This is a genomic window from Acidobacteriota bacterium (genome assembly GCA_026707545.1).
Lineage (GTDB): Bacteria > Acidobacteriota > Thermoanaerobaculia > Multivoradales > Multivoraceae > Multivorans.
Genome location: JAPOWR010000001.1, coordinates 786,788 through 810,861, shown reverse-complemented (window position 1 = coordinate 810,861; position 24,074 = coordinate 786,788). Strand labels below are relative to the sequence as shown.

The window sequence follows — 24,074 nt, the reverse complement described above, 5'->3', positions numbered from 1 at the left end:
GCAGCCATGAGCCAGCCAGCGCAACTGCACAGCCTCTCCCTCGACTACGTCGAGGCTCTTCTGGCCCAGTACCGGCGCGATCCGGCGTCGCTCGATGACGAGTGGCGCCGGTACTTCGACTCCCTGGCGGCAGCCGGCGAACTCGACGCCGGCGCGATGGAGCCGTCGATCGAGCCGCCGCCACTGTTCGGCAACGGCGCGTCGATGCCGGCGGCGACGCCCACCCCGGTCCGTCCGGCAACCGCTAGCGCCCCGGCGTCACCCCAACCGGCACCTGCCGCCGACAGTTCGCGAAGCGCGGCGCCGCCGCTGACGGCCGACATCGAACTTCAGCGCCGCGTCGACGACTTGATCCGCAACTACCGGATTCGCGGCCACCTCTTCGCCGATATCAACCCGCTACGGAATCCGCCGGCGCTGCCGGAGGAACTGGAGCTCGAGGGCCTCGGCATCACCGAGAGCGATCTCGATCGGACGGTATCCACCGCGGGCATCCCCGGCGCCGACACGGCGACCGTGCGCGAAGTCTGGGAGCGGATGCGCGACACCTACTGCCAGTACATCAGCGCCGAGTTCATGCACATCGACGACCTCGAGGTCCGTAGTTGGCTCCAGGAGCGGATGGAGATCAGCCGCAACCGGGTTCACCTCAGCCGCAGCGAACAGGTCCGGATCCTCAAGAAACTGATCGACGCCACGGTGTTCGAGGAGTTCATCCAGAAGAAGTACCTGGGAGCGAAGAGCTTCTCGCTCGAAGGCGCCGAAAGCCTGATCCCGCTGCTCGACCTGGCGATCGAGAAGGTCGCCGCCCAGGGCGCGGTGGAGATCGTCTTCGGCATGTCCCACCGCGGCCGTCTCAACGTCCTCGCGAACATCATCGGCAAGCCGACCAGGGACATCTTCCGCGAGTTCGAGGATCTCGACGCCGAGCACTACACCGGCGGCGGCGACGTGAAGTACCACATGGGCCATTCGAGCGACTGGACCACGGACCAGGGACGCCGGGTTCATCTCTCGCTGTCGTTCAACCCGAGCCACCTGGAGTTCATCAACCCGGTGGCGATGGGCAGGGTACGGGCCAAGCAGGACCGCATCCGTAACGAACTCCGCGACCGTGGGGCGCTCTTTCTCATCCACGGCGACGCCGCCTTCGCCGGCGAGGGGATCGTGCAGGAGTCGCTCAACCTGTCCCAGCTTCCCGCCTACACGATCGGTGGCGCGCTGCACGTCGTCGTCAACAACCAGATCGGGTTCACGACGCCGCCCGAGAGTTCGCGCTCGAACACCTACTGCACCGATGTCGCGAAGATGCTCCAGGTGCCGATCTTCCACGTGAACGGCGAGTACCCGGAGGCGGTGGCCCAGGTGGTCAACGTCGCGCTCGACTTCCGCCAGCGCTACCGCCGCGACGTGATCATCGACCTCTACTGCTACCGCCGCCGCGGCCACAACGAGGGCGACGAACCCGCCTTCACCCAACCCATCCTCTACGACGGCATCCGTGCCCGCGATCCCGTCCGCGTCCACTACCTGGAGCACCTGCTCGAACTCGGCGAGATCAAGCCCGAGGAGGCCGAGATCCACATCCAGCGCGAGGAGAAGCGTCTGGAGGGAGCGCTCGCCACCGCCCGCAGGATGAACGAGAAGACGAGTCCGCAGGCCTACGACGGCGTCTGGAACGCGTTCGTCGGCGGCCGCGCCGAGGACATCCCGGAACCGCCCACCGGCGTACCGGAAGCGAAGCTGCGCGGCTACCTGAAACGGATGGTCGAGCTGCCCGAGGACTTCAACCTGCACCGGAACCTGCGGCGCTTCCTCGCCGCCCGGGCCGAGATGGCGGAAGGCAAGCGGCCCGTCGACTGGGCCGCGGCGGAGGCGCTGGCCTTCGCCGCGACCGCCGATTCCGGCCAGCGCGTGCGGATGAGCGGACAGGACTGCGAACGCGGGACGTTCAGCCAGCGCCACTCGGTGCTGCACGATCGCGTCACGGACGAGAACTTCCGGCCGCTCATGAACGTGGCCGAGAACCAGGAGCCGATCGAGATCTTCAACAGCCCGCTGTCGGAGGCCGGCGTGCTCGGCTTCGAGTACGGCTTCAGCCTGGACTACCCGGACGGCCTGGTCATCTGGGAAGCCCAGTTCGGCGACTTCGTCAACGCGGCGCAGGTGATCATCGATCAGTTCATCACGAGCGCCGAGGACAAGTGGAACCGGCTCAGCGGTCTCGTCATCCTGCTGCCCCACGGCTTCGAAGGACAGGGACCCGAACACTCGAGCGCCCGGATCGAGCGCTGGCTGCTGCTCGCCGCCGAGGAGAACGTCCACATCGTCTATCCCTCGACGCCGGCGCAGTACTTCCACCTGCTCCGGCGGCAGGTCGAGCGGGCCCTGCGCAAGCCGCTGATCGTGTTCACGCCGAAGAGCCTGCTGCGCCGCAAGGAAGTCGGATCGGAGCTGGCCGAACTTGCGCGGGGCAGCTATCAGCCGGTGCTGCCGGATCCCGCGCTGGCCACTGACGAGGACCGGGCGCGGATCCGGCGCATCCTGATCTGCTCCGGCAAGGTCTTCTACGACCTCGACGCCCACCGCCGGCAGACAGGCACCAAGGATCACGCGATCCTGCGGATGGAGCAGTTCTACCCCGCTCCGAAGCGGGCCCTCGACGAGGTCCTGGCCCCGTTCCCGGCCGACGCCGAGGTCCGCTGGGTGCAGGAGGAGCCTCGCAACATGGGCGCGTGGTCCTACCTGCGGCTGAACTTCGGCTTCCTGATGGGCGGCCGGCCCCTCTCGGGCATCTACCGTCCGCAGTCGGCGAGTCCGGCCACCGGCTCTCCGAGCAGCCATAAGCTCGAGCAGCAGGAACTGATCGAATCCGCGTTCGCCGACTCGGTCGAGTCGGCCTGAGAGCATCAACGATGACGTACGAAGTCACGATCCCCGAGATCGGCGAATCGATCACCGAGGCGCTGATCGTCCGCTGGATCAAGCAGCCCGGGGACGCCATCGGCCGCGACGAACCGCTCGTGGAACTCGAGACGGACAAGGTGACCGTCGAGATGCCGTGTCCCGTAGCCGGTGTCGTGTCCGAACTCGTATGCGCGGAAGGCGAGACCGTTCCGATCGGCGCCGTGATCGCCCGCATCGAGGAGGGCGCGGCGGCGGCAGCGGGACCCGCCGCAACCCCAACGGTCAGCACGCAGACGGATCTGCTCTCCACGGCCGAGCCGGCACCCCCGCCTGCTCCGGTGCCGGTCGTCCAGCCCGTCCCGGCCCCTGCGACACCCGCAACCGCACCCGCGGCGGGCGCACCGACCGAAGAACCCCGGCGCATCCTGCCGGCCGCCCGGCGTCTGATTGCCGAGCAGGGCCTGGACGCCTCGGTCATTCCGGCCACCGGCAAGGGCGGCCGACTGCTCAAGAGCGATGTGATCGCCTACCTCGCCGCCCGCGACGCCGAGGCGGCGTCGGCGGCCGCTCCAGCGGCGGAGCCAGCACCGGCGCCCCCGGTTGGGACGACGCCAGCGCCGCCGCCTACACCGAAGCCCGCCCTGCGCGCTCAACCGCGGCCGGCTCGCGAGGCACCAGCCGCACCGGCAGCCGGCCGAGCCGAGGAACGGGTGACGATGACCCCGATCCGCAGGCGCATCGCCGAACGGCTGGTCGAGTCGCAGCAGCAGGCGGCCCTCCTGACCACGTTCAACGAGATCGACATGTCGGCCGTGATCGACTTCCGGCGGCGCTACCGCGACGACTTCGAGAAACGTCACGACGTGCGCCTCGGCTTCCTCTCGTTCTTCGTCAAGGCCGTTGTGGACGCCCTGCGTCAGTGCCCCCGCCTCAACGCGGAGATCGATGGCCCGGACATCATCTACCGCAACTACTACGACATCGGCATCGCGGTCAGCACCGACCGCGGCCTGATGGTGCCCGTCCTGCGCAGCGCGGAGCGCCTGTCCTTCGCCGAGATCGAAGCACAGATCGCCGACTTCGCCGGGCGAGCCCGCGCCGGCCGCATCCGGATCGACGAACTCCAGGGCGGAACCTTCACGATCACGAACGGCGGCGTCTTCGGTTCCCTCCTCTCCACGCCGATCATCAACCCGCCACAGAGCGGCGTCCTGGGACTGCACGCGATCCAGGAGCGGCCGATGGTCGTTGACGGCGAGATCGTCGTTCGCCCGATGATGTACGTCGCCCTGACCTACGACCATCGCATCGTCGACGGCCGGGAGGCCGTTACTTTCCTCGTCCGGATCAAGGAAGCCGTCCAGGATCCTGCGAGGATGCTGGTCGAGGTGTAGAACCCGTGAACTACCTCCCGGGCGCTTTCACGCGCCCGTGTGCAGCAAGCCGCCTTGCACTGTTCGCCGCGGTTCTGCCGCTGGCGTTCGGACTGCCGGCCCCGACCGACGCTCAAGGCACCGACACCGCGACCTACCAGGTGACTTTCCAGGGCAACTGGAACACCTCGAGCACGCCAGGCGGCGTCGCGGGCGGCGCTCACTTCACGACTCTGATCGGTGCCGTGCACAACAGCAGCGTCACGTTCTGGGCACCCGGCGGCACGGCAAGCTCGGGCGTCGAACAGGTCGCCGAACTCGGCGCTACGTCGGGGTTCATCAGCGAGTACAACGCCGTTGCGGCCGCCAACCGGAAGGCGCTGATCAACGAGAGTGGGACGGGCGCGACCGGCACGTCGACCTTCACGATCGAAGCGACCCAGACCCACCCGTTGGTGACGCTCCTGTCGATGATCGGCCCCAGTCCCGACTGGTTCGTCGGCGTTTCGGGTCTGTCGCTCCGGGACGGCCAGGGTTGGCGGTCCCAATTCAGCCAGGATCTCTTCCCCTACGACGCCGGTACAGAGGACGGGACGGAGTTCTCGCTCAGCAACCCGGCGACCAGCCCTCGAGGAACGATTGCCAGTCTGAAGGGACAAGGGAAGTTCTCGAACGAGCCGATGGCGACGCTGACGTTCGTTCTTCAGACCGCCCAACCGCCTCCGCCGCCGCCGCCCGATCCCGAACCGCCGCCCGATCCCGAACCGCCACCCGATCCCGAACCGCCGTCGCCGCCGGTGCGGATAGCGCCGTACTGGCACGGCACAGGGGGTTTCGTCGTCCGGCCGGCCGACGGGATGTCAGCCGTGGTCCGCCTCGAGTGCGGAGGTGATCGACGCCGGAGCATCGAGTACCCCGACGCCGATGGCCTGATCGTGCGGGCCATTCAACAAGGTACGTGCGTCGGCCGTGATGGACGACCGCTCCAGGGGGAGATGATCTTCGAGGGAATCGAAGACGGCGGCTGGTACTGGATCAACGGCGACCGGAACGTAGCGGTTGCTCCCCTGGTTGTCGAAGCGTCCCTGAACAGCGGACTGAGGCCCCCGATTCCCGGCGGCGTCACGGCGAGTCCCACGGGCGACTCGCGCTTCGTTCGAAGCATCGCCCGGAGGCTGTACGGCACCCTGGTGATGCACGAGGGCAACGGGTTCATGGGGATCATTTCGCACCTGACGGACGTGGAAGGCGGCGGGGAGCACGTCGCGCCGTACTGGAAGGGCGGCGGCGGGATCGTGGGCCGGCCGCTCGACGGCGAATCGGCCGAGGTCCGCCTGTCCTGTGGAGACGGCGAACCGGAGACGTACACCTTTGAATCCGGCGAAGACGGGATCATCGTCACGCTCCTTCCCGGCGGCTGCTTCGACAGCGACGGCACGGCGATCTCGGGCGAACTGGAAGCGGATGGGCTCGAAGACGGCGCCTGGTACTGGATCAATGGCATCGTCCCGGCCGCCGCGCCGCTGCTCGGCAGACATTCGGCGCCGGCCACGTTGACCGTGCCGCTGGTCCCCGGAGGCGTGAAAGCGGACGAAGGACCGCTAGGAACCCTCTTCACCCAAGGCAACCTGATGGGCGTCGTCCCCAGGCTCCGGACGGCCGCGCCGTAGCCACACCGCGAGCCCGCAGCATCAAATCATGACTCGCTCCTGCTACGACGTTCTCGTCATCGGCGCCGGTCCCGGCGGCTATGTGGCCGCAATCCGCGCGGCCCAGCTCGGCTTCCGCACCACCGTCGTGGACGAGCATCCGGCCGCCGGGGGCGTCTGCCTGCGGGTGGGCTGCATCCCGAGCAAGGCCTTGCTCGAGTCGAGTCAGCGGCTTGTTGCCGCCCGCAGCGAACTCGCCGCGCACGGCGGCGTCGCTGGCGAGATCGGCCTCGATCTTCAGGCGATGATGAAACGCAAGGACCGCGTCGTCACCACTCTCACTCGCGGCGTCTCTTCGCTGCTCAAGAAGAACAGGATCGAGCACATCCAGGGCCGGGCGCGCGTCGGCGGGATCGACGGCGAACTGCGCACGGTCGTCGTGACGACCAATGACGGTGAGCAGCCTGTCCAGGCGAGCAACGTGATCGTCGCTACGGGTTCGCGTCCCGCCACCTTGCCGGGCATCGAACTCGACGGCGACCGGATCGGGACCAGCACGGAGGCCCTGGCCTACGACGCGGTACCCGAGCGTCTGGTGGTGATCGGAGCCGGCTACATCGGCCTCGAACTAGGGGCGGTCTGGAACCGTCTCGGCTCGGAGGTCATCGTCCTCGAGTACCTCGACCGCATCCTGCCGGGCGCCGATGCGGAGATCGCCGCCACGGCCGAGAAGATCTTCCGCCGGCAGGGCCTCGACATCCGACTCGGCTGCCGTGTCCTCGGCGCGAAGGTCACGAGCGACGGGAAGGCCTGCCTCCTCGAGGTCGACGGAACCGAACCGATCGAGTGCGACCGTGTCCTGGTCGCGGTCGGCCGCCAGCCGATCAGCGACGGTTTGGGGCTGGAGGAGGCCGGCGTGGCTGTGGACGAGCGCGGAACCATCCAGGTCGACGAGCGGTTCGCCACTTCGGTGCCCGGCATCTTCGCGATCGGTGACGTGATTGGCGGTCCGCAACTCGCCCACAAGGCCGAGGAGGAGGGCATGGCCTGCGTCGAGGGCATCGCCGGCGGCTACGTGCACATCGACTACGACGCGATTCCCGGCATCGTGTACACCGAGCCCGAAGTCGCCTCCGTGGGCAAGACCGAAGAAGACCTGCAGGAAGCAGGAACCGCGTACCGCAAGGGCACGTTTCCCTTCCGCGCCATCGGCCGCGCCCGGGCTACCGGCAGCCTGGAGGGCTTCGTCAAGATCCTGGCCCACGCCGAAACGGACGAAGTCCTGGGCGTCCACATCCTGGGCAGCCACGCCGGCGATCTGATCGCGGAAGCCGTGGCGGCGATCAGCTTCGGCGCCTCGGCGGAGGATCTGTTCCGAACCTCCCACGCTCACCCGACACTGGCCGAGGCGATCAAGGAAGCCGCCCTCGCCGTGCACGGGCGGGCGGTCCACATGTAACGTCCGGCAACGCCAGAGCTTCAGGCTGCACTGATAGACTGCGCCGATTCTTCGCTCCCGCCGACCCACTTCCCGGAGAACGAGCGCCGTGAACCTCCTCCGTACCAGTCCGCCGATCTGGCTGACGATTCTCGCCGCCGTGGTTCTGCTGGCCGCGCTGCCGGCGGCCGCCCAGGAACCCGCCGACCCTGACGCTGCCGAGGAGCAGCCCGAAGAGACCGCCGACCAGGAAGGCGACGGCGAAGGCGAGGAGAAGCCTCCGGTTCCCCCCGGCGCGGAACTCGTCGTGTCACCGACCGAGTTGACGCTCGAAGTCGGCGACAAGGCGACGCTTACGGCCACCGTCGTGGGCGAGGACGGCGAACCCATCGAAGGCGTCGACGTCGTCTTCTTCTCCCGCAACCGGCGGCGACTGGGGGTCAACCCTGCCGGCGAGGTCGAAGCGCACGGTCCCGGGGAAGTCACCGTGATCGCCCTTGTGCCCAAGGAGGCCGAGGACGAGCCGCGCCGGGCGGAAGCCCTGCTCCGGGTCGAGGTTGAAGTGACGATTCCGAATCCTCCCGTCGAGAGTGTCGAGATCGTCGGACTCCCCGCAACGCTCTACGCCGGCACCGACCTTCCGCTGATGGCCCGCGTCGTCGACATCACGGCGGTCGAACGGGACAACGTCGAGGTCGGGTACTCGAGTTCCAATCCGGCGGTCGCGGAGCCGGACGGCTTCGGCGGCCTCACGCTCCTCGCGCCTGGAACCGCGACGCTCACCGCCACCGCCGAAGACGCGTCCTCCGCGCTCGACATCACCATCGTCCCGAACCCCACCGAGCGCCTGGAACTGACCGCCTCCGCCGACAACGCCCGCACCGGCGACGTCGTCTGGTTCGAGGCGGTCGGCCGCAACGGAAACGGCGGCGAGGTCGCCGATCTGCCCGTCCGCTTCCTGGTCGCTGGACAGCCGGCGGCGCAGATCATCGCGCCCGGCGCCGCGGCGCAGATCGAACAGGACGGCGCCTTCGTCGCGGAGCGCTCCGGCATCTACACGGTCACCGCGCTTTCCGGCAACCACTCGGCCAGCCTGCCGCTACGGGTCGAGCCCCGTCGCGTGAACAAGGAGATCGAGTTCATCGGCCAGGGCAAGGTCAGCGACAGACGGACCTCCGACCTCTGGGTGTGGGAAGGCACCGACGGCAACGACTACGCGATCACCGGCACCTGGGGTGCCGAGGGTCACGCCTACATCTGGGACGTCACGAACCCCGAGAGCATCGTGCTGATCGACGCGGTTCGCGTGGACGCCCGAACGGTCAACGACGTCAAGGTTTCCGAGGACGGCCGGATCGCGGTGATCAGCCGTGAGGGCGCCTCGAACCGCAAGAACGGCTTCGTCGTGCTCGACGTCTCCGAACCCCAGGTTGGCGTCCGCATCCTCTCCCGCTTCGACGACCAGTTGCGCGGCGGGGTGCACAACGTCTTCATCCACGAAGAGCACGTCTACGCTCTCTCGAACGGCAGGCGGTTCGACGTGATCAGCATCGAGGATCCGACCCAGCCCTATCGTGTCGGCCGCTTCGAACTGGACACACCCGGGCACTCGATTCACGACGTCTGGGTGGTCGACGGCGTCGCCTTCAGCTCCAACTGGGAGGACGGCGTGGTCGCCATCGATGTCGGCGGCGCCGGCATGGGCGGAGCGCCGAACAACCCGGTGCAGCTCGGCAGCTACGCCTACCCCAGCGGCTGGAACCACGCCGCCTACCCCTACCGCAGCGAATCGACGGGCAAGTTCTACGTCTTCGCCGGCGACGAGGCCTTCCCCTACGGCGAGCTCGGGCGCGATCCGCGCTCAGCGCCGCCCCGCGCCGCCGGCTGGATCCACGTCATCTCTTGGGACGACTGGGAGAACCCGCGCGAAGTCGCCCGCTACCAGGTGCCCGAGGCCGGCACCCACAACCTCTGGATCGAGGACGACATCATGTACGTCGCCTACTACAACGGCGGCCTGCGCGTCGTCGACGTTTCGGGCGAACTGCGTGGTGATCTCTACCGGCAGGGCCGGGAGATCGGCATGTTCATGCCCTTCGATTCCGAGGCCCTGGTGCCCAACGCCCCCTTCGTCTGGGGTCCGCAGCCCTACAAGGATCACATCTTCTTCTCGGACTGGCACTCCGGACTGTGGGCCGTCAAGCTGAAGGATCCGGAAGACCCGAACCGCATCATCGGAGAGCCGCACTAGCGGCCCGGCGGTAACGGCCGGATGCGCATGTCGACCTCCTGGCTGCCGCCGTGGGCAGCACCGGCTGCCCTCGTTCTGGCCCTCGGTGCGGTGAGCGCCGGCCCCGTCCGCGCCGAGTCCGATCCCGTCCCACCGTCGCGCAACTACTACGCCTACGTCTGCGCCGAATCGGAGGACGAGGTGTCCCTGATCCGCTTCGGACCCTCGGGAATCGAGGTCACGAAGACGATCACCGTCGGCAGCTTTCCGGCCGAGATCGAGGGTCCCCACGGCATCAACGTCTCGGCGGGAGGTCGCTACTGGTACGTCTCGATCGCCCACGGCAATCCCTTCGGCTCGATCCACAAGTACGCCACCGGCACCGACGAATGGCTGGGCGACACGACGGTCGGCATGTTCCCGGCCACCCTCGACATCGCCGCGACCACGGGGCTGCTGTTCGTCGTCAACTCGGACTTCTACGGCGACCACGTGCCGAGCACGGTCTCCGTCGTCGAGACCTCGACGATGACCGAGATCGCCCAGTTCGAGAGCGGCACCATGCCGCACGGCGCGCGGCTCAGCCGCGACGGCCGGAAGCTCTACAGCGTGAACATGATGGACGACGAACTCGTCGAGGTCGACGCGCTCCGCTTCGAGGTCGGCCGGCGCCTCAAGCTGGGGACCCAGACCGGCATTCACGCCGCCCACGGCGACCACGCAAGCCACCAGAGCGCCCACGCCGGCGCCGCGGTCGAGCCCTCCTGGGTCACGCAGCCGACATCCCGCGGCCTCGTCTACATCACCGCTCTTTCGGGCAACGCACTCTACGAGGTCGACACCGCCGCGTGGAACGTCTCGCGCCGCCTCGAAACACCGGCGGCAGGTCCCTACAACGCGGCCGTGGCACCGGACGAACGCCTGCTGGTCGTGACCTACAAGAAGGGCGACTCCATCGGTTTCTGGGATCTGGAGACGGGCACCGAGGTCGCCCGCGAGGACACCACCCGCCGCATCCCCCACGGAGTGGCCATCACTTCGGACGGGCGCTTCAGCCTGGTCACGGTCGAGGGCATCGGCGGCGAACCGGGAGTCGTCGAGGTCTACGACAACAGCTCGTACCGGCGCGTCGCGCAGATCGACATCGGCAAGCAGGCCGGCGGCATCGCGCTCTGGGAACCGAATTGAGTCCTTCTCGCGCCGTTTCCCCGCCGGCCGACCAGGCCGTGACCGATCTGCGCCGCGAACTCCTGCGCGGTCTTTCCGCCGTCGACCGGCGGCTCCGTCTGCGCCGCGCCCTCGCGGCGCTCGTCTGGCTCGTGCCCGCATCGTGCCTCTGGCTGCTCTCGACCTGGCTGCTGCGCATGGCGGCCGGCGCCGAAAGCAGCGCCGCTGCGCTGTGGCCGTCGTGGGCCGGAGGCATCGTCCTGGTCGCGCTGGTCCTGCGCGAGGCCGCCTCGCTGGGCCGCGATCTTCCAGCCGCCGCGCGAGCGGTGGACAAGGCGGGCGATCTGCGGGACGCGGTCGCCACGGCCCTCGAGATGCAGGGGCGAGCCGACACCGACAGCGGGCGCCCCACGCCGGAAGCCGAAGCCGTCTGGCCACTACCCTGGATCGCACTCGTCCTCGAACGCGGGGTCGCGGGTCTGGACCGGACCGGCGCGCGGCGGGCGGCGCCCCGCCTCGTCCCCCGCGGCGCCGCGGCCTCGGCCCTTCTGAGTGTGGTCCTCCTGATGCCGGTCGTCCTGCCCACCTCCTTCGTCGGCGAGGCGCTGGCCGCGGCGATCAGCGCCGACGGCGCGGACAACGTGGCCCCAGGGCTGGAGGCGGCAGCCCTCCTGGAAGAAGAACCCGGTCGCAGGCCGGGCGTTCCGGAGTTCGATGTGCGGCTCAGCGATCTTCCCTTCCTGACTCTCCGCATCCGCGAACCGGACTCCGAGGACGCGCGCCGGAACGCCGGAGACGCGTCCGACGCAGTCGAAGGAAGCCTTGGCGACGGCGCGGACGCCGAGGCCATGGAGGGCAATCCGGAGGGCGGCGAAGCCGCCGCGGCCGACTTTGCCGGCGAACAGAACGCCGAAACCGGCGCCGACCTCATGCGTGAACTCGACACCGGCGACGGAGCCGGAGAGGAGGAAGCGGGCGCACCCGGCATGCCGGGCGATGGCGAAGGCGCCGAGGCCGCGGCCGAATCGGCATCCGGCGAGGGCGCCGGCGGTCAGCCGACCGAGGAAGGCGAGGGCGCCGGCGGCGAGACCGGCACGGCGGCGGCGGTCAGCGAGGAACCCGGGGCCGCCGGTGCCGAGGCCGACGGCGGCGCCGCCGGAGTCGGCACCGGCCCGCAGGAGGAGATGGTCGATCCCTTCGGCGATCTCCTGATCCCCGCCCTCAGCCTCGAACAGGCGCTCGAGACCGCCCTGCTCCAGTCGCAGGACGAGATCGAACGCCGGCCCCTGACGACGACCAGCGCGACCCAGTTCCGGGCCGCCGAGGTGGCGATGCGCGGCTCCAGCGCCAACGTCGGCGGCGGCGCCGAGGCCGCGACCGGCGATCTGCCGCCGCCCCGGCACCCGATCGCCTGGCGCCACCGCGCCTCCGTGCGGCGCTACCTCGAGTCGCTGGAGCACCCCCGGCCGGAGGACGAGTCTCGGGAGGAGCGCCAGTGAACGACACCGCCGCGCCCCGGACCGCGGCCGATCTGGCCTTGCAACTGACCGACTTCGCCGAGCGCTGCAGCGAGCTGCGGGCCGAGATCGGCAAGGTGATCGTCGGCCAGGAGGACGTGGTCGACGGCGTGATCATCGGCCTGCTGGCCGACGGGCACGTCCTGCTCGAGGGTATCCCCGGCATCGGCAAGACGCTGCTCGTGCGGACCCTGTCCGACGCCCTCCATCTCGAGTTCTCCCGCATCCAGTTCACGCCGGACCTGATGCCCGCCGACATCGTCGGCACCCACGTGCTGCGCGAAGACGAGGCGGGAGGCCGGCGGCTCGTCTTCGAGCCCGGGCCGATCTTCGCCAATCTCCTGCTCGCGGACGAGATCAACCGCGCCACTCCGAAGACGCAGTCGGCCCTGCTCGAGGCGATGCAGGAGACGACGGTGACCGTCGGCGGTGAGACGAACCAACTGGGACCGCCCTTCTTCGTGCTCGCCACCCAGAACCCGCTCGAAATGGAAGGGACCTACCCGCTGCCGGAGGCACAACTCGACCGGTTCCTCTTCAAGCTGCGGATGACCTACCCGGCGACCGAGGAACTGCACACGATCATGGACCGCACGACCTCGGGGCATACGCCGTCGGCGGCCGCGCTCTGGACCGCCGAACGCGTGATCGCGATGCGGCGCGCGGCGCGGCTGACTCCGATCGCGCGACCGGTCCAGGACTACGCGATCCGGATCGGCATCGCGACCCGACCTGAGGGAGACCGTCCCGCCGAGGCGGTCCGCCGCTACGTTCGGGTCGGGGCCAGCCCGCGCGGCGTCCAGGCGATGGTTCTCGGCGCCAAGGTCCACGCCCTCATCCGAGGCCGGGCCAATGTCGCCCGGGAAGACCTCCGCGCCGTCGCCCTGCCCGCGCTACGCCACCGCGTCCTGCTGAACTTCGAGGGCGAGGCGGAACGAATCGACCTCGACGAACTGCTCCAGGACGTGGTGGACAGCGTGCCCGAGGGCTGAGCGGGCTCCAGCTCCGAGCCGTGGCCGACCACTCCGCCTTCGCCTTCGAGCCGGCCTTCCTCGCCCGGCTGGAGCGACTGCGGCTCTTGACGCGCCGCGTACCCGCGGGCGGCTTCAAGGGCGAGCACCGCGCCACCCACCTGGGTTCCGGCATCGAGTTCGCGGACTACCGCCCCTATGTCGAGGGCGACGACGTGCGCCACCTCGACTGGCGCGCCTACCTCCGCTTCGACCGCCTGCTCCTGCGAATGTTCGAGGAACACGGCGACCTGGCCGTCTACATCCTGCTCGACTGCAGCCGCTCCATGGCGCCGACGCCGGGCGACGCCGGGCGACGCAAGTTCGACGCCGCGCGCCGGATCGCCGCCGCCCTGACCTACATCGCTCTGGCCACCCTCGACCGGGTCACGCTGGCGCCCTACTCGAGCCACGCACACCAGGTTCTGGGGCCGCTCCACGGTTCGCGGCAGGTGTGGCGCGCACTCGACTTCCTCGCCAATCTCGACACCGGCGGCGACACGCGGCTCGACCACGCGGTACGCCAGGTGTTCGCCGCCGGCCGCCGGCGTGGTCTCGTCATCCTGATCTCGGACCTGCTCTCGGACACAACGGAAGGCGGTCTCGACCTGCTCCTGCCCCTGCGGCACGACGTCGCGGTGCTCCAGGTCACCGACCACCGGGACCTCGAGGCGCCGCTCGACCGCGACACGACCCTGGTCGACAGCGAAACCGGCGACACCCTCCGCGTCCACGGCGCCCCCACCCTCCTCCACAAGCTGGAAGACGAAGCGGACGCCCACCGAGACGAGATCCGGGCCCGCTGCACCGCCCGCGGCTGGTCCTTCATCGAGGCGCCAGTCGAGATGAGGTTCGAGGAACTGGCCCTCGGCGCCCTCCGCCGCGGCCTGCTGAGCCGGGGACGCTGACGCCATGCCCGTCTGGCTACCGCTTCTGCTTGCCGCCCTGGCGGTGCTCGCGATCTATCTGATCCGGCCCACCGCGCAGTCGTTGTCGGTCGCCTCCACGTTGCTCTGGCGGCGGTTGCTGGCGCACCGGCGGAAACGGCATGACCGCCTGCGGTGGCTGCTCTCGCTGCTACTCGCGATGACGGTGGCCGGCTGTCTGGCCCTGGCCGCGGGTCAGGCCAGCTGGCTGCAACCCGGCGGCGGCGACCGGATCGCCCTCGCATTCGACTCCTCGCCGACGATGAGCGCCGCCCTGCCGGATGGGACGGGGACCCGGATGGACCTGGCCGTCGCCGAGGCCCGCCGGATCGTCGCCGAGGCAGACACCGGCAGCCGATTCACTCTGGGCGCCGATCCGACGCGGCTGACGCCCGCGAAGGCACTGCTCGCCCTTTCCGGTTCGTTCGAGTCCGAGGAAACGGAAGAGCAGCCAGAACCCGCGATTCCCGCCGCCGACACGGCGTACCTCTTCACTGACGGCGTCTCGGACTGGCGGCCGATCCTCGACCCGGCGACCGCGACCCAGACGATCTCGGTCCTCGCTCCAGCCAGGAACGCGGGCATCGTCCACTTCGTGACCCGTCCCGCGCCCAGCCACGAAGCAAAGCCGGAAGCCCTGGTCGAAGTCCTGGCGACCGATTCGGCCAGCGCCACCGGCCTGGTACCCGTCGAGTTGACGATCGCCGATGTCGAGACGATCCGCATCCGCCGGCAACTCGAACTGCCGTCCGGCAACCGCTTCACCGCCCTGATCGACATCGCCGGCTTCGCACCCGGCCCGGTGACCGCAAGCCTTCGGACGCCAAACGACGTCTTCTCGCTGGACGACCGGGCCACGTTGGTCGACGCACGGACTACCGGACTTCCCGCCACGGCGCGTGCTGAGCAGCCCTTGAATCGGCTGCGCGGTCAACGGCGACTGGTCGTTCATACCCGCAGCCGAGCCTCGTTCGCCGACTCCGCCGCGGCCCGGGCGTTCGCCGCGGACCCATCGGTCGTAGTCGTCGCCGTGCGCGCAGCAGCCGACGGGACGCTCCGCGAAGCTGGCACGCAGCCACCGGAATCCTCGTCCGCCGCCACGGCTGCAGCCGACATCGCCGTCTTCCATCGCACCATCCAGACCACGGGACCGCCGCTACCCAGCCTGTTCCTCGACCCACCGGACGCCGCCCCAGCCGGTGGGCTCTCGCCCGCAGAGGCCGCGCCCCCCGCCCAGCGCCGGATCGACCGCATCGCTGCCGAGCACCCGATCCTCGACGGCGTCTCCCTGCTCGGCCTGCCCGCGAGAATCCCCACCCGCCAACTCGACCCTCGCTGTACGGCCGTAGCCGCCGCCGGCAACCTGACCGCAATCGCTGTCTGCGATCCGACCGACCCGGCCCCGACGCCGGCCGGCTCCGAGCCACCCGGGCCGGACCTCAGCGCCCGCTTGGTCGTCATCGCCCTCGATCTCGATACCTCACCCCTCGCGCAACGTCCCGACCTCGCCGCCCTGCTCCAGAACGCCACCGAGTGGCTCACCGGTACCCTCACGGACGGTGACGACACCATCCTCCCGGGCCTCCAGGACGAACGAGCCACCCGGATCAACAACTCCGACCTAGACCCCGTCCCTCACGGCCGCCTCGCCGAGCTCACCCGGGAGACCCGCCGCCCCTGGTCCTGGCGCACCCTCGCCCTCGCCGGCCTCCTCCTCGCTTCCATCGAGGCGATCACCTTCTTCCGCGGCATCACGGTGTGATGCCGATCGCCCTGCAGGAGCCGCTCTGGCTGCTCGCGGCGTTTCCGATCGCCGTCCTGCTGTGGTCGCAGCGGAGCGACTGGCCCGACCGTCAGCGCCGGCGGCTGCTCTGGATGCGCGGGTCGCTGTTGGCTCTGATCGTGCTGGCGCTCGTGGAGCCGGTCCTGACGTGGAGGAGCCGCGAACTCGATATCGCCGTGCTGGTCGACGTCTCCGCCAGCGTCGAGCCGGCGAGTCTGAATCGCGCGCTTCAGGCAGTGGAACGCGGCTTTGAACCGGAAAGCCCCGTGCGGCTTTTCGCGTTCGCCGACCGCGCCGCGGCCGCCGACGGTGCCGCAGACTTGCGGCGCCTCCAAGTCGCCGATTCCAGTACCGCGTCGGCCGGCGCCGCGGCCCTTGACCGCGGCAATACAGACCCCGGTGCGGCGCTCCGCCAGGCCGTCGCCACGCTACGTCCCGATCGCGTCCGTCGCGTGCTGTTGCTCTCCGACGGCCAGAACCTGGACGGAGTCGCGGCCCGCACCGCCGAAACGTACCCGGACCTCCGCATCGACACGGCGGTGCTCGACCGGGTGGCGCCGCCCATCTGGATCGAATCGGTCGAACTCGACGACGGGGAACGCCCCTTGCACGCCGGCGAGCCCCACAACTGGATCTTCCGCCTCGGCAGCCGCGCGTCGCTGCCCGAGGCGCCACTGACCCTGCGCGGGAGCGGCGCCGAAGAGCTGCACACCGTGCCCCTCGTCCCCGGAGTCACCGAGATCGAGTTGCCGTGGACGTTCTCCGAGCCGGGGCTCCAGACCTTCGAGGCAGTCCTCGGCGGCGGTGAGGGCGAAGCGGCGACCCAGGGGGCCCTCTGGCGCGGCAGTCTCCGCGTAAAGCCCAAGCACCGCGTCCTGCTGCTGGCCCCGGGCGATCATTCGGGCGACCTCGAGCGTCTACTGCAGGCCCAGGGACTGCAGGTGACCCGAACGACGCCGGACCGCGCCTCGTTCAATCCGGTCGCGCTGCGTCGCTACGACGCGATCCTCCTGAGCAACGTCTCCGCCGACAGCCTTCCCGAACCCGCACAGCAGACGCTCGCCGACTGGGTCGAGGACGAGGGCGGCGGCCTGCTGTTCGTCGCCGGCGAGGCGACGTTCGGCGAGGAGGGCTACGGGGATTCGGCGCTCGAACGGGTTCTGCCGCTCGACTTCGAGATCGAGGAAGAACGCAGCGAGGTCGCGCTGATGATCGCGCTCGACAAGTCCTACAGCATGAAGGGTCCGAAGATGGACCTGGCCAAGGAGGCCACCAAGGCTGCCCTGGGGATGCTCAACGAGCAGCACCGTTTCGGCCTGGTGGCCTTCGACTGGCATACCCACGAGATCGTCCCCCTGCAGTTCGTGCGCGAGCAGGAACGGCTCGCGGATCGCGTCGATCGGATCGAGGCCAGCGCCCAGACGAACTTCTATCCGGCTCTGGAGGCCTGCCTGGATCAACTCTCCGCAGTCGAGTCCGAGGTCAAGCACGTGATCCTGGTATCCGACGGCCGGACCTACCCGGACGAGTACGAGCGCCTGGTGCTCCGCATGAGACAGGAAGAGATCACCGTCTCCACCGTCGCCATCGGCGTCGAGTCGGACCGTGAGCTGCTTTCCGACATCGCGGATTGGGGCGACGGCAACGCCTACACGATCGAGGATCCCTCCTCCGTGCAGAGCATCCTGATCGACGAGACGATGAACCAGCTCCCGGATTCGGCACGCGAAGAGGAGATCCGGGTCGAACTGCACGGCCAGTCCGAGGCGCTCGCCGGTATCGACGTCGCCGCGGCGCCCCAGCTCCATGGCCGCATTGCCGCGGTGGCCAAGGACAGCGCCGAGATCATTCTCGCTGCGGGCGAGTCGGATCCGATCCTGGCCAGCCGCTACGTCGGCCTCGGCAAGACCTGGATGTTCACCTCCGATCTCGAGCCCCGCTGGGCAAGCGATTGGCTACGCTGGCCTGAGTTGCCGCGCCTTGTCGGCCAGGTCGTGCGCGACGCCGCCGGCCGGCGGGCGAGCGCCGAGTGGGAACTGCGCCTCGACCGCCGGGACGAGGTCCTCGAAGCGGAACTCAGCGTGATCGAGGACGCCGGGCGCTTCGCCAGCGACCTCGAACCCCGGCTCGTCGTTCTGCGGGGCGACCGTCGACTCGATGCACCGATGCAGCGTACCGGTCCCGGCCTCTACCGGCTGTCACCCGAAGAGGGCCTGCAACTCGTGCCAAGCCTCGAGCCCTACCGCGTGGAGGTCCATGCCGGCACGCCCGACGCCGAGGCCGGCACGGGCCCCGGCCGCACGATCTTCTTCCCCGTCCGCGATGAAATGCGCCCCGGCGCCCCCGACGTCGCCGCTCTCGCCGAACTCGCCGCCGCGACCAGCGGCCTGTTCCACGAGACCGTTGGCGGTGGCGTGGCCGCGATCACCGCGCCCGGCCCCTCCACCGCGATCCGGCGCTTCGAGCTGTGGCCCGTCCTCGCCGCCGCGGCCACCCTGCTCTTCCTGGCCGAACTCCTGCTCCGGCGCCGGCGGCGGCACGTGGCGACAGCTACAGCCGCCGGGACCCGGGCCGCGAACCGGCCAGCCGCATAGCGCGAACGGCCGGCGGGAGCTACTTCGACCGCGACGCCGCCCAGACCAGCACGCCAGCCAGCCCGGCGTCGGTACCAAGGGCGGCGGGTTCAACGCGAACGTCGTCGGTCGGGAAGACGCGGACACGTTCGGCGATCGTCTGCCTGACGCCGTCGAAGAGCAGGTCGCCGAGGCCGGCGACGCCGCCGCCGAGCACGATGAGCTCAGGGTGCAAAGCGACGACGACGTTGGCCGCGGCGATGCCGACGAGACGCGAGATCCGCTCCAGTTCCTGCGCCACCGACTCGTCACCGGCCCTCGCCGCCTCCCCCATCGTCTCCGCGCTGACCTTCTCGGTGTCTCCGCCGGCGATCTTCTGCAGGATGGGCGCCTGACCCGAGCGCAGGAGCCGAACGCCGGACGCACCGATCGCCGGGCCACTCGCTACCGCCTCCAGGCAGCCCCGGTTCCCGCAGCCGCAGAGGGGACCGGTCGGATCGACGATCTGGTGGCCAAGTTCGCCGGCTGAGCCGAGCGGTCCCAAGCGCAGTCTGCCCTCGACCACCACGCCGCCGCCGATCCCGGTGCCGAGCGCGAACAGCGCCATCGTCGACACTCCACGACCGGCGCCGAAGAGGAACTCTCCCAGCGTCGCCGCGCGAACGTCATTCAGAAGGCGGACCGGCGTCTCCAAGCGCGCGCCGAGCAGGCGAGCAACCGGCACATCCCGCCACTGGCCCGGCAGGTTGGGCAGGAACCGCGTGACGCCGGCCTCGAGGTCGACCCATCCGGGACAACCGACGCCGACCGCGGCCGGGCGCCTGCCAACCTCCCGTTCCAGCTCGAGCAGGCCCTCGGCAATCCGGTCAAGCATCGGCTCCCATCCGTCGTAGCCGCCGCCTCCGAGGTTCCGACGAGCGACCAGGCGGTACTCGCCCGCTTCGATGTCGACAGAGCCCAGAGCGAGCCCGATGTGAGAACCGCCCAGGTCGACGGCGCCGTAGAGTGCCTCAGTCGTCATGGTCCGACCGCGGCATTCTCCCAAAGAGAGGCTGTCTCACAAAGAGAAACGGCGCGCCCAACGAAGTGGACGCGCCGCACATGAAGAGGCCTGCTGCAACAGAGCCGTTACTGACCGCCGCCAGCCGCGGGCGTCACCGCCGCGGTCGCCTCCTCGACCTCGGTCACGAGGTCCTCGCCCCGATCCTCCGAGTAGTCGATGAAGCCGATCATCATCTCGTCGGTCGTCGGACCGCCGAACTGGACGGCGCGGGTCGTGTCGAGCTCGAGCACCGTGGCCTCGTTCCGCTCTTCCGTGTTGACGTAGGTCATCAGCACGTCGATGCGGGTGCCGGGCGGAAGCTGCTTCGGCTCCTTGTAGATGTAGTTCGTCTGCCAGTTCCAGTCGTAGGCCGGCACGTTGAGAAGGACCTCCTCGGTGCCGTCCGGGTAGTACGCGGTGTACTTGGCGTCCAGGCCGCGCAGGTGGGAATGCGGCAGATAACCGTAGATCGTGGTCGGGTACTCGAAGACCTTGGAGGCGCCGATGATCCAGTTCTCGTGGCCCGGCGGGATCTCGAAGTCGCTGTTGCCGACGCCTTCCCACTTCGCGACCCGATCGATCTTCGCGTCCTTGGGATGGAACTTGAAGGCCATCTGGGAGTTGTCCCAGACGCCAGTGCCCTCGCCCGGCTCCTTGTTGTAGTGCATCGAGAAGTAGAGCTGGGTGCCAGGCACCAGCAGGCGGCCGGCGCCCTCGGGCAGGTAGAAGGGCTCGGTGCCGGGCGCGATGCCGCCGAGCAGGCCGGAGGCGCCAGGCGTCTCGGTCTCCGCGGCGATCCGCGAACCGACCACGTGGTGGACCACGTCGCTGCCGGGCCGGAACTCGATCGCCTTGATCCAGCGCGGCTCGGGGAGCATCTTCTCGGTGATCAGTTCGGCCTTCAGGCTGATGTTCACGTCCTTCACGTCGTCGTCGACCCAGAACGGTTCGGCCAGGTCGAGCACGAGGTCCGGCTCACCGATCAGCCAGCCCGTCGGCCACTCGATGGGCTCGGGGGCGTTCGCGGGGTCGCCGCGAAGGGCGCCCGTCTTCGCCCAGGTCAGGATCGTGTCAATCTCGTCCGCGCTCAGAATCCGCTCGTTCGTGAACTGCCCGTGCGTCTCGTCGCTGGCAAACCAGGGCGGCATCCGCTTCGCTTCCACCTGGCGCGCGATGCTGCGGGCCCAGGGTCGGCTCTCCTCGTAGGTCGTCAGGGCCATCGGCGCCTTCATGCCGCCGTAGGCCACGCCCTCGGGGCGGTGGCATCCCTGGCAGGAGCGCTGCAGGATCGGCTCGACGTCCTCGTGGAACGTGATCTCGTCCGGGCTGTCGACCCCGTCGGGGCCGGCGGCAAGAATCGGCGCCGCAGCAACGAGGAGCATGGCGGCGAGAGCGCAGAGGCGGGAACGGCGTGACATCACGGGCTTCCTCCCAGGAATCTGGTTGCGGATGACTGGTCGGACCCTACCACACTGAGTGACGACTCAGCTATTGCCCCGCGCCCTCCGCCGGCAGCACGGTCTCCAAACGGTCGATCGCATGAACGGGGGCGCTCTCGCCCTTCATCAAAGGGGCGATCGCTCGCAGCACGAGCCGTTGGCGCGCCAGCCGGTTGCAGCCGGCGAAGGCGGCGGATTCCACGCGCAGGCTGAAGTGGTTGCCTTCGCCCGTCACCTCGATCAGGGCGTCTGGCAGCGCCTCGGCCACCGCCTCCCGCACGCGCTCGGCCGTCTCGTGGGTCATTGGCTGGCCGGCAATCTCCATACGCGGCGCTGGTCGATCCGAACCGCGGTCGATCAGCCGGCCACGCGGGCGGCCGGAATGTCGACGTCGAGGCGCTGGCCGTGCTCGCTGTCGACCACCGTGATGGAGGCGCCCTGGGCGCGAGCGGCCGAGTCCCGATCGAGCAGGAAGAAGAGATCCCCCACCGGCACCCGGACCTCCGCTCCCGTCGCCGGGCCGAAGCCGAGGAAGGGCTGGAACTTCGCATCGATGCCGAAGTGCAGTTCCGCCCGCTGCTGCTGCTGGGCGTTCCGCAGGATCTGCTCCGCGTCCGGACTGATCGAGATCGCCACGTCGTCGCCCGAGAGGTCGGGACGCTCCATGCCCAGAGCATCGTGAAGCTCGCCGCTGTCGTACATCTCCTTGACGATGTCGCAGCCGCCCATGAACTCGCCGCCGATGTAGAGCTGGGGGATCGTCGGCCAGTCGGAGAACTCCTTGACCCCTTCGCGGACCTCGGAGTCCGACAGCACGTCGAAGGTCTGGTACTCGGGAAGCAGCCGGTTCAGCACCTGGATGACCTGGGCCGAGAAACCGCACTGGGGCGCGGCGGGGTTGCCCTTCATGAACAGGACGGTCGAACCTGAATCGACGATGCCCTGGATGCGGGACTGAAGTTCGGGGGAAATCGACATGGCGGTAGACCTCGGTGCAAGCGGAACGGGCCCCTCGGCAGAGCCGCCACAGCCTACCAGTCGAGTCGCGGCGTCCGCGCCGCGCTAAGGCACAGGAGACAGGGCTTCCACGTAAGCCTGGGAGGTGCCGGCAGCGAGCCGCCGCAGGCGGAGCCTGATCCCTACTGGTCCTCCGTCTCCTCGCCGAAGGCGGTGCTCTTGTACTCCCCGTCCTCAGCCCATCGTTCCCAGATGGGCCGGTTGTCCGTGCCGGTGACCAGCCAGCGGTCGTCGTACTTCCTGACGGTGTAGAACTGCTCCATGATCGCCTGGCGACGCGGCCGGAAGTCGATGAAGACGCCGCGGACGACCGCCGTATCGCCGACCCACCCCTCCAGGTACATCGACTGCTTGTCGTAGCCCGTCGGAGGTCCGATCACGCCGGCCGCGTTGAAGATATTCCGGTACATCGCGACCCAGTCGGCCTTCGTCTGGCCGGAGTAGTCGCTGAAGTCCTCGGACCAGTAGCTCAGGTGCTCCTCGACCTGCTCCCACGTCCTCGCGTCCCTCTGCGTGTCGAGCACCTTGTTGACCACCTCCAGCACCGCGGCCTCGTCTTCCGCGGTCGGCGTCCAGTCAGCGGCCACGTCGCCGGCCGGGCCGGCCGCCGCGTCCGTCACCTGGTCGGACGCGATCTCGAACACCGCAAGGTGCGCCTCGTCCTTCACGTACATCCGCGATCCGGCGACCGTGAGGTGCGTGAAAACGGGGGTGTCGGCGACGTCCCAGGAAGCGAGTTCCTGGTACTCGGAGGGATCGGCGGCGACCACCTTGATCTCGCCGTTGTCCGTCAGCACCAGGAGCCGGTCCCCGCCGACGACGACGAACGCCGCGTACCGCGCCACCTGGGGCGGACCCTGCCAGCACTGCTGGCCGGTGCGCATGTCGACGCAGACGAGCGTCCCGAGCCTCTTGTGGGAACGGAAGTAGGCGTGGTCCCCGACCAGCACGGGCGAGTCCATGTACAGCTCGTGCCGCTTGGTCGCCCAGACGCTGTTGACGTCCCAGAGCCCGTCGCCGCCGGTGGGCTCCGGATCGAGCAGCGCGTTGCCCCAGTGGTAGCCGCCGATCAGGATGTTGTCCTCGTACAGGAGCGGCGTCGGGATGTTCTGCTCCATGAAGATCCGCAGTTCCTTCTTCCATAGCGTCTTGCCGTCGCTGATGCGAATGCCGACCACGTGGTTCTGGGTCGACGTGACGAGCTGCCGGACCCCGTCGAGCGTGAACGCCCTCGGCGAGGCGTAGCCCGGCGGCAGGTACTCCGTGCGCCAGACTTCCTCGCCGGTGTGCCGGTTGTAGGCCACGATCTCGCCGAGGCTCTCGATCGACGGATCCGGCCAGGTCTGCCCGATCGGCACGATGACCAGATCGCCCTCGACAAGTGGCGAGGCGCTGGTGCCGCACTCGGGAAACGGCTGCGCGTAGATGTCGTCGTAGCTCTTGTCCCAGAGTACGTCGCCCTGCTCCGCGTCGATGGCGTGCAGCCGCTCCGTGACGCCGAAGGTATAGAGCGTGTCCCCGACCGCGGTCAGCGTCGACTTCGGGCCGGGGCCCCAGGCCCAGGCGTGATTCACCGGCACGTACGCGACCGGGTAGGCGTAGCGCCAGATCTCCTCACCCGTCTCCGGGTCGAGCGCCAGGACGACCTCCTCCTCGCCCTGCCGGACGTGGATGTAGAGCTTGCCCTGGTGGATGATCGGCGCCGACTGCCCGAGGCCGACCTCCAGCTTCCAGACCTGGTGCAGCGACGCCGGCAGCGGACCGTGAAGCGCCGCGGCCAGGCTCTCGTTGCCGGCCACGGGCGCGTATCCGTCCCTGGCCGGACCCCGCCACTGCGACCAGTCACCTTCGGCGGCAAGGGTCGGCGCGGACCACGCAGCCCCCAGCAGCGCCACGCATAGAAGGAGCTTCAGCGCTCCGTTGACCGAACGACTTTCGCTTTTCCGCATCACGAGGATCTCCTCTGGTCGAGGTCAGTAGTCAGCCGGGAACGAACGGCCACG

16 protein-coding genes are annotated in these 24,074 nt (G+C 69.3%); 11 read left to right on the top strand and 5 right to left on the bottom strand.

Annotated features, from left to right (window positions below):
* The first annotated feature begins 6 nt into the window (after positions 1–6).
* From OXG83_03215 to OXG83_03165, 11 genes are all read left to right on the top strand, one after another.
* A complete protein-coding gene (locus tag OXG83_03215) occupies positions 7–2,904 on the top strand; it encodes a 2-oxoglutarate dehydrogenase E1 component (protein ID MCY3964026.1) in 2,898 nt (965 codons plus the stop codon).
* A gap of 11 nt (positions 2,905–2,915) precedes the next feature.
* Entirely contained in the window at positions 2,916–4,301 is a 1,386-nt protein-coding gene (gene odhB, locus OXG83_03210; protein ID MCY3964025.1) for a 2-oxoglutarate dehydrogenase complex dihydrolipoyllysine-residue succinyltransferase, read from the top strand.
* 5 nt (positions 4,302–4,306) lie between these two features.
* On the top strand, positions 4,307–5,950 hold the full coding sequence (locus OXG83_03205; GenBank protein MCY3964024.1) for a spondin domain-containing protein: 1,644 nt from the start codon (positions 4,307–4,309) through the stop codon (positions 5,948–5,950).
* Between the two features lie 28 nt (positions 5,951–5,978).
* Positions 5,979–7,388: a dihydrolipoyl dehydrogenase gene (gene lpdA, locus OXG83_03200; GenBank protein MCY3964023.1), complete on the top strand. Its 1,410-nt coding sequence runs from the start codon at positions 5,979–5,981 to the stop codon at positions 7,386–7,388.
* Positions 7,389–7,476: 88 nt separating this feature from the next.
* Positions 7,477–9,618 carry a hypothetical protein gene (locus OXG83_03195; GenBank protein ID MCY3964022.1) on the top strand — a complete coding sequence of 714 codons (2,142 nt, stop codon included), beginning with the start codon at positions 7,477–7,479 and terminating at the stop codon, positions 9,616–9,618.
* Between the two features lie 27 nt (positions 9,619–9,645).
* On the top strand, positions 9,646–10,785 hold the full coding sequence (locus OXG83_03190; GenBank protein ID MCY3964021.1) for a YncE family protein: 1,140 nt from the start codon (positions 9,646–9,648) through the stop codon (positions 10,783–10,785).
* A 38-nt stretch (positions 10,786–10,823) separates the two neighbouring features.
* A complete protein-coding gene (locus OXG83_03185; GenBank protein ID MCY3964020.1) occupies positions 10,824–12,263 on the top strand; it encodes a hypothetical protein in 1,440 nt (479 codons plus the stop codon).
* 32 nt (positions 12,264–12,295) lie between these two features.
* The gene (locus tag OXG83_03180) at positions 12,296–13,273 is read left to right on the top strand and encodes a MoxR family ATPase (GenBank protein ID MCY3964019.1); all 978 of its coding nucleotides are present in this window, start codon (positions 12,296–12,298) and stop codon (positions 13,271–13,273) included.
* A gap of 20 nt (positions 13,274–13,293) precedes the next feature.
* Positions 13,294–14,199, top strand: coding sequence for a DUF58 domain-containing protein (locus tag OXG83_03175; GenBank protein ID MCY3964018.1), 906 nt, complete (start codon positions 13,294–13,296; stop codon positions 14,197–14,199).
* A gap of 4 nt (positions 14,200–14,203) precedes the next feature.
* Positions 14,204–15,979, top strand: a complete 1,776-nt coding sequence (locus OXG83_03170) for a hypothetical protein (GenBank protein MCY3964017.1) — start codon at positions 14,204–14,206, stop codon at positions 15,977–15,979.
* Positions 15,979–18,594 (top strand): VWA domain-containing protein, encoded by a 2,616-nt coding sequence (locus tag OXG83_03165; protein ID MCY3964016.1) that lies wholly within the window; start codon positions 15,979–15,981, stop codon positions 18,592–18,594. The genes OXG83_03170 and OXG83_03165 overlap by 1 nt, the downstream gene beginning before the upstream one ends.
* A 19-nt stretch (positions 18,595–18,613) precedes the next feature.
* Here the strand turns inward: OXG83_03165 and OXG83_03160 are convergent, their stop codons facing one another.
* The 5 genes from OXG83_03160 to OXG83_03140 form a co-directional block, all read right to left on the bottom strand.
* Positions 18,614–19,594 carry an ROK family protein gene (locus tag OXG83_03160; GenBank protein ID MCY3964015.1) on the bottom strand — a complete coding sequence of 327 codons (981 nt, stop codon included), beginning with the start codon at positions 19,592–19,594 and terminating at the stop codon, positions 18,614–18,616.
* Positions 19,595–19,701: 107 nt separating this feature from the next.
* Positions 19,702–21,033, bottom strand: coding sequence for a hypothetical protein (locus OXG83_03155; GenBank protein MCY3964014.1), 1,332 nt, complete (start codon positions 21,031–21,033; stop codon positions 19,702–19,704).
* Positions 21,034–21,103: 70 nt separating this feature from the next.
* Complete coding sequence (locus tag OXG83_03150) at positions 21,104–21,379, bottom strand: BolA/IbaG family iron-sulfur metabolism protein (GenBank protein ID MCY3964013.1); 276 nt, start codon at positions 21,377–21,379, stop codon at positions 21,104–21,106.
* Between the two features lie 32 nt (positions 21,380–21,411).
* Positions 21,412–22,032, bottom strand: coding sequence for a Grx4 family monothiol glutaredoxin (gene grxD / locus OXG83_03145; GenBank protein MCY3964012.1), 621 nt, complete (start codon positions 22,030–22,032; stop codon positions 21,412–21,414).
* 161 nt (positions 22,033–22,193) lie between these two features.
* Entirely contained in the window at positions 22,194–24,020 is a 1,827-nt protein-coding gene (locus OXG83_03140; GenBank protein MCY3964011.1) for a PQQ-like beta-propeller repeat protein, read from the bottom strand.
* Positions 24,021–24,074: the final 54 nt, after the last annotated feature.

Bases quoted from the DNA above. Each gene is read 5' to 3' on its own strand.
- OXG83_03215 (MCY3964026.1), top strand. From the start codon at position 7: ATGAGCCAGCCAGCGCAACTGCACAGCCTCTCCCTCGACTACGTCGAG.
- odhB (MCY3964025.1), top strand. From the start codon at position 2,916: ATGACGTACGAAGTCACGATCCCCGAGATCGGCGAATCGATCACCGAG.
- lpdA (MCY3964023.1), top strand. From the start codon at position 5,979: ATGACTCGCTCCTGCTACGACGTTCTCGTCATCGGCGCCGGTCCCGGC.
- OXG83_03190 (MCY3964021.1), top strand. From the start codon at position 9,646: ATGTCGACCTCCTGGCTGCCGCCGTGGGCAGCACCGGCTGCCCTCGTT.
- OXG83_03170 (MCY3964017.1), top strand. From the start codon at position 14,204: ATGCCCGTCTGGCTACCGCTTCTGCTTGCCGCCCTGGCGGTGCTCGCG.
- OXG83_03165 (MCY3964016.1), top strand. From the start codon at position 15,979: ATGCCGATCGCCCTGCAGGAGCCGCTCTGGCTGCTCGCGGCGTTTCCG.
- OXG83_03160 (MCY3964015.1), bottom strand. From the start codon at position 19,594: ATGACGACTGAGGCACTCTACGGCGCCGTCGACCTGGGCGGTTCTCAC.
- OXG83_03155 (MCY3964014.1), bottom strand. From the start codon at position 21,033: ATGTCACGCCGTTCCCGCCTCTGCGCTCTCGCCGCCATGCTCCTCGTT.
- OXG83_03150 (MCY3964013.1), bottom strand. From the start codon at position 21,379: ATGGAGATTGCCGGCCAGCCAATGACCCACGAGACGGCCGAGCGCGTG.
- grxD (MCY3964012.1), bottom strand. From the start codon at position 22,032: ATGTCGATTTCCCCCGAACTTCAGTCCCGCATCCAGGGCATCGTCGAT.
- OXG83_03140 (MCY3964011.1), bottom strand. From the start codon at position 24,020: ATGCGGAAAAGCGAAAGTCGTTCGGTCAACGGAGCGCTGAAGCTCCTT.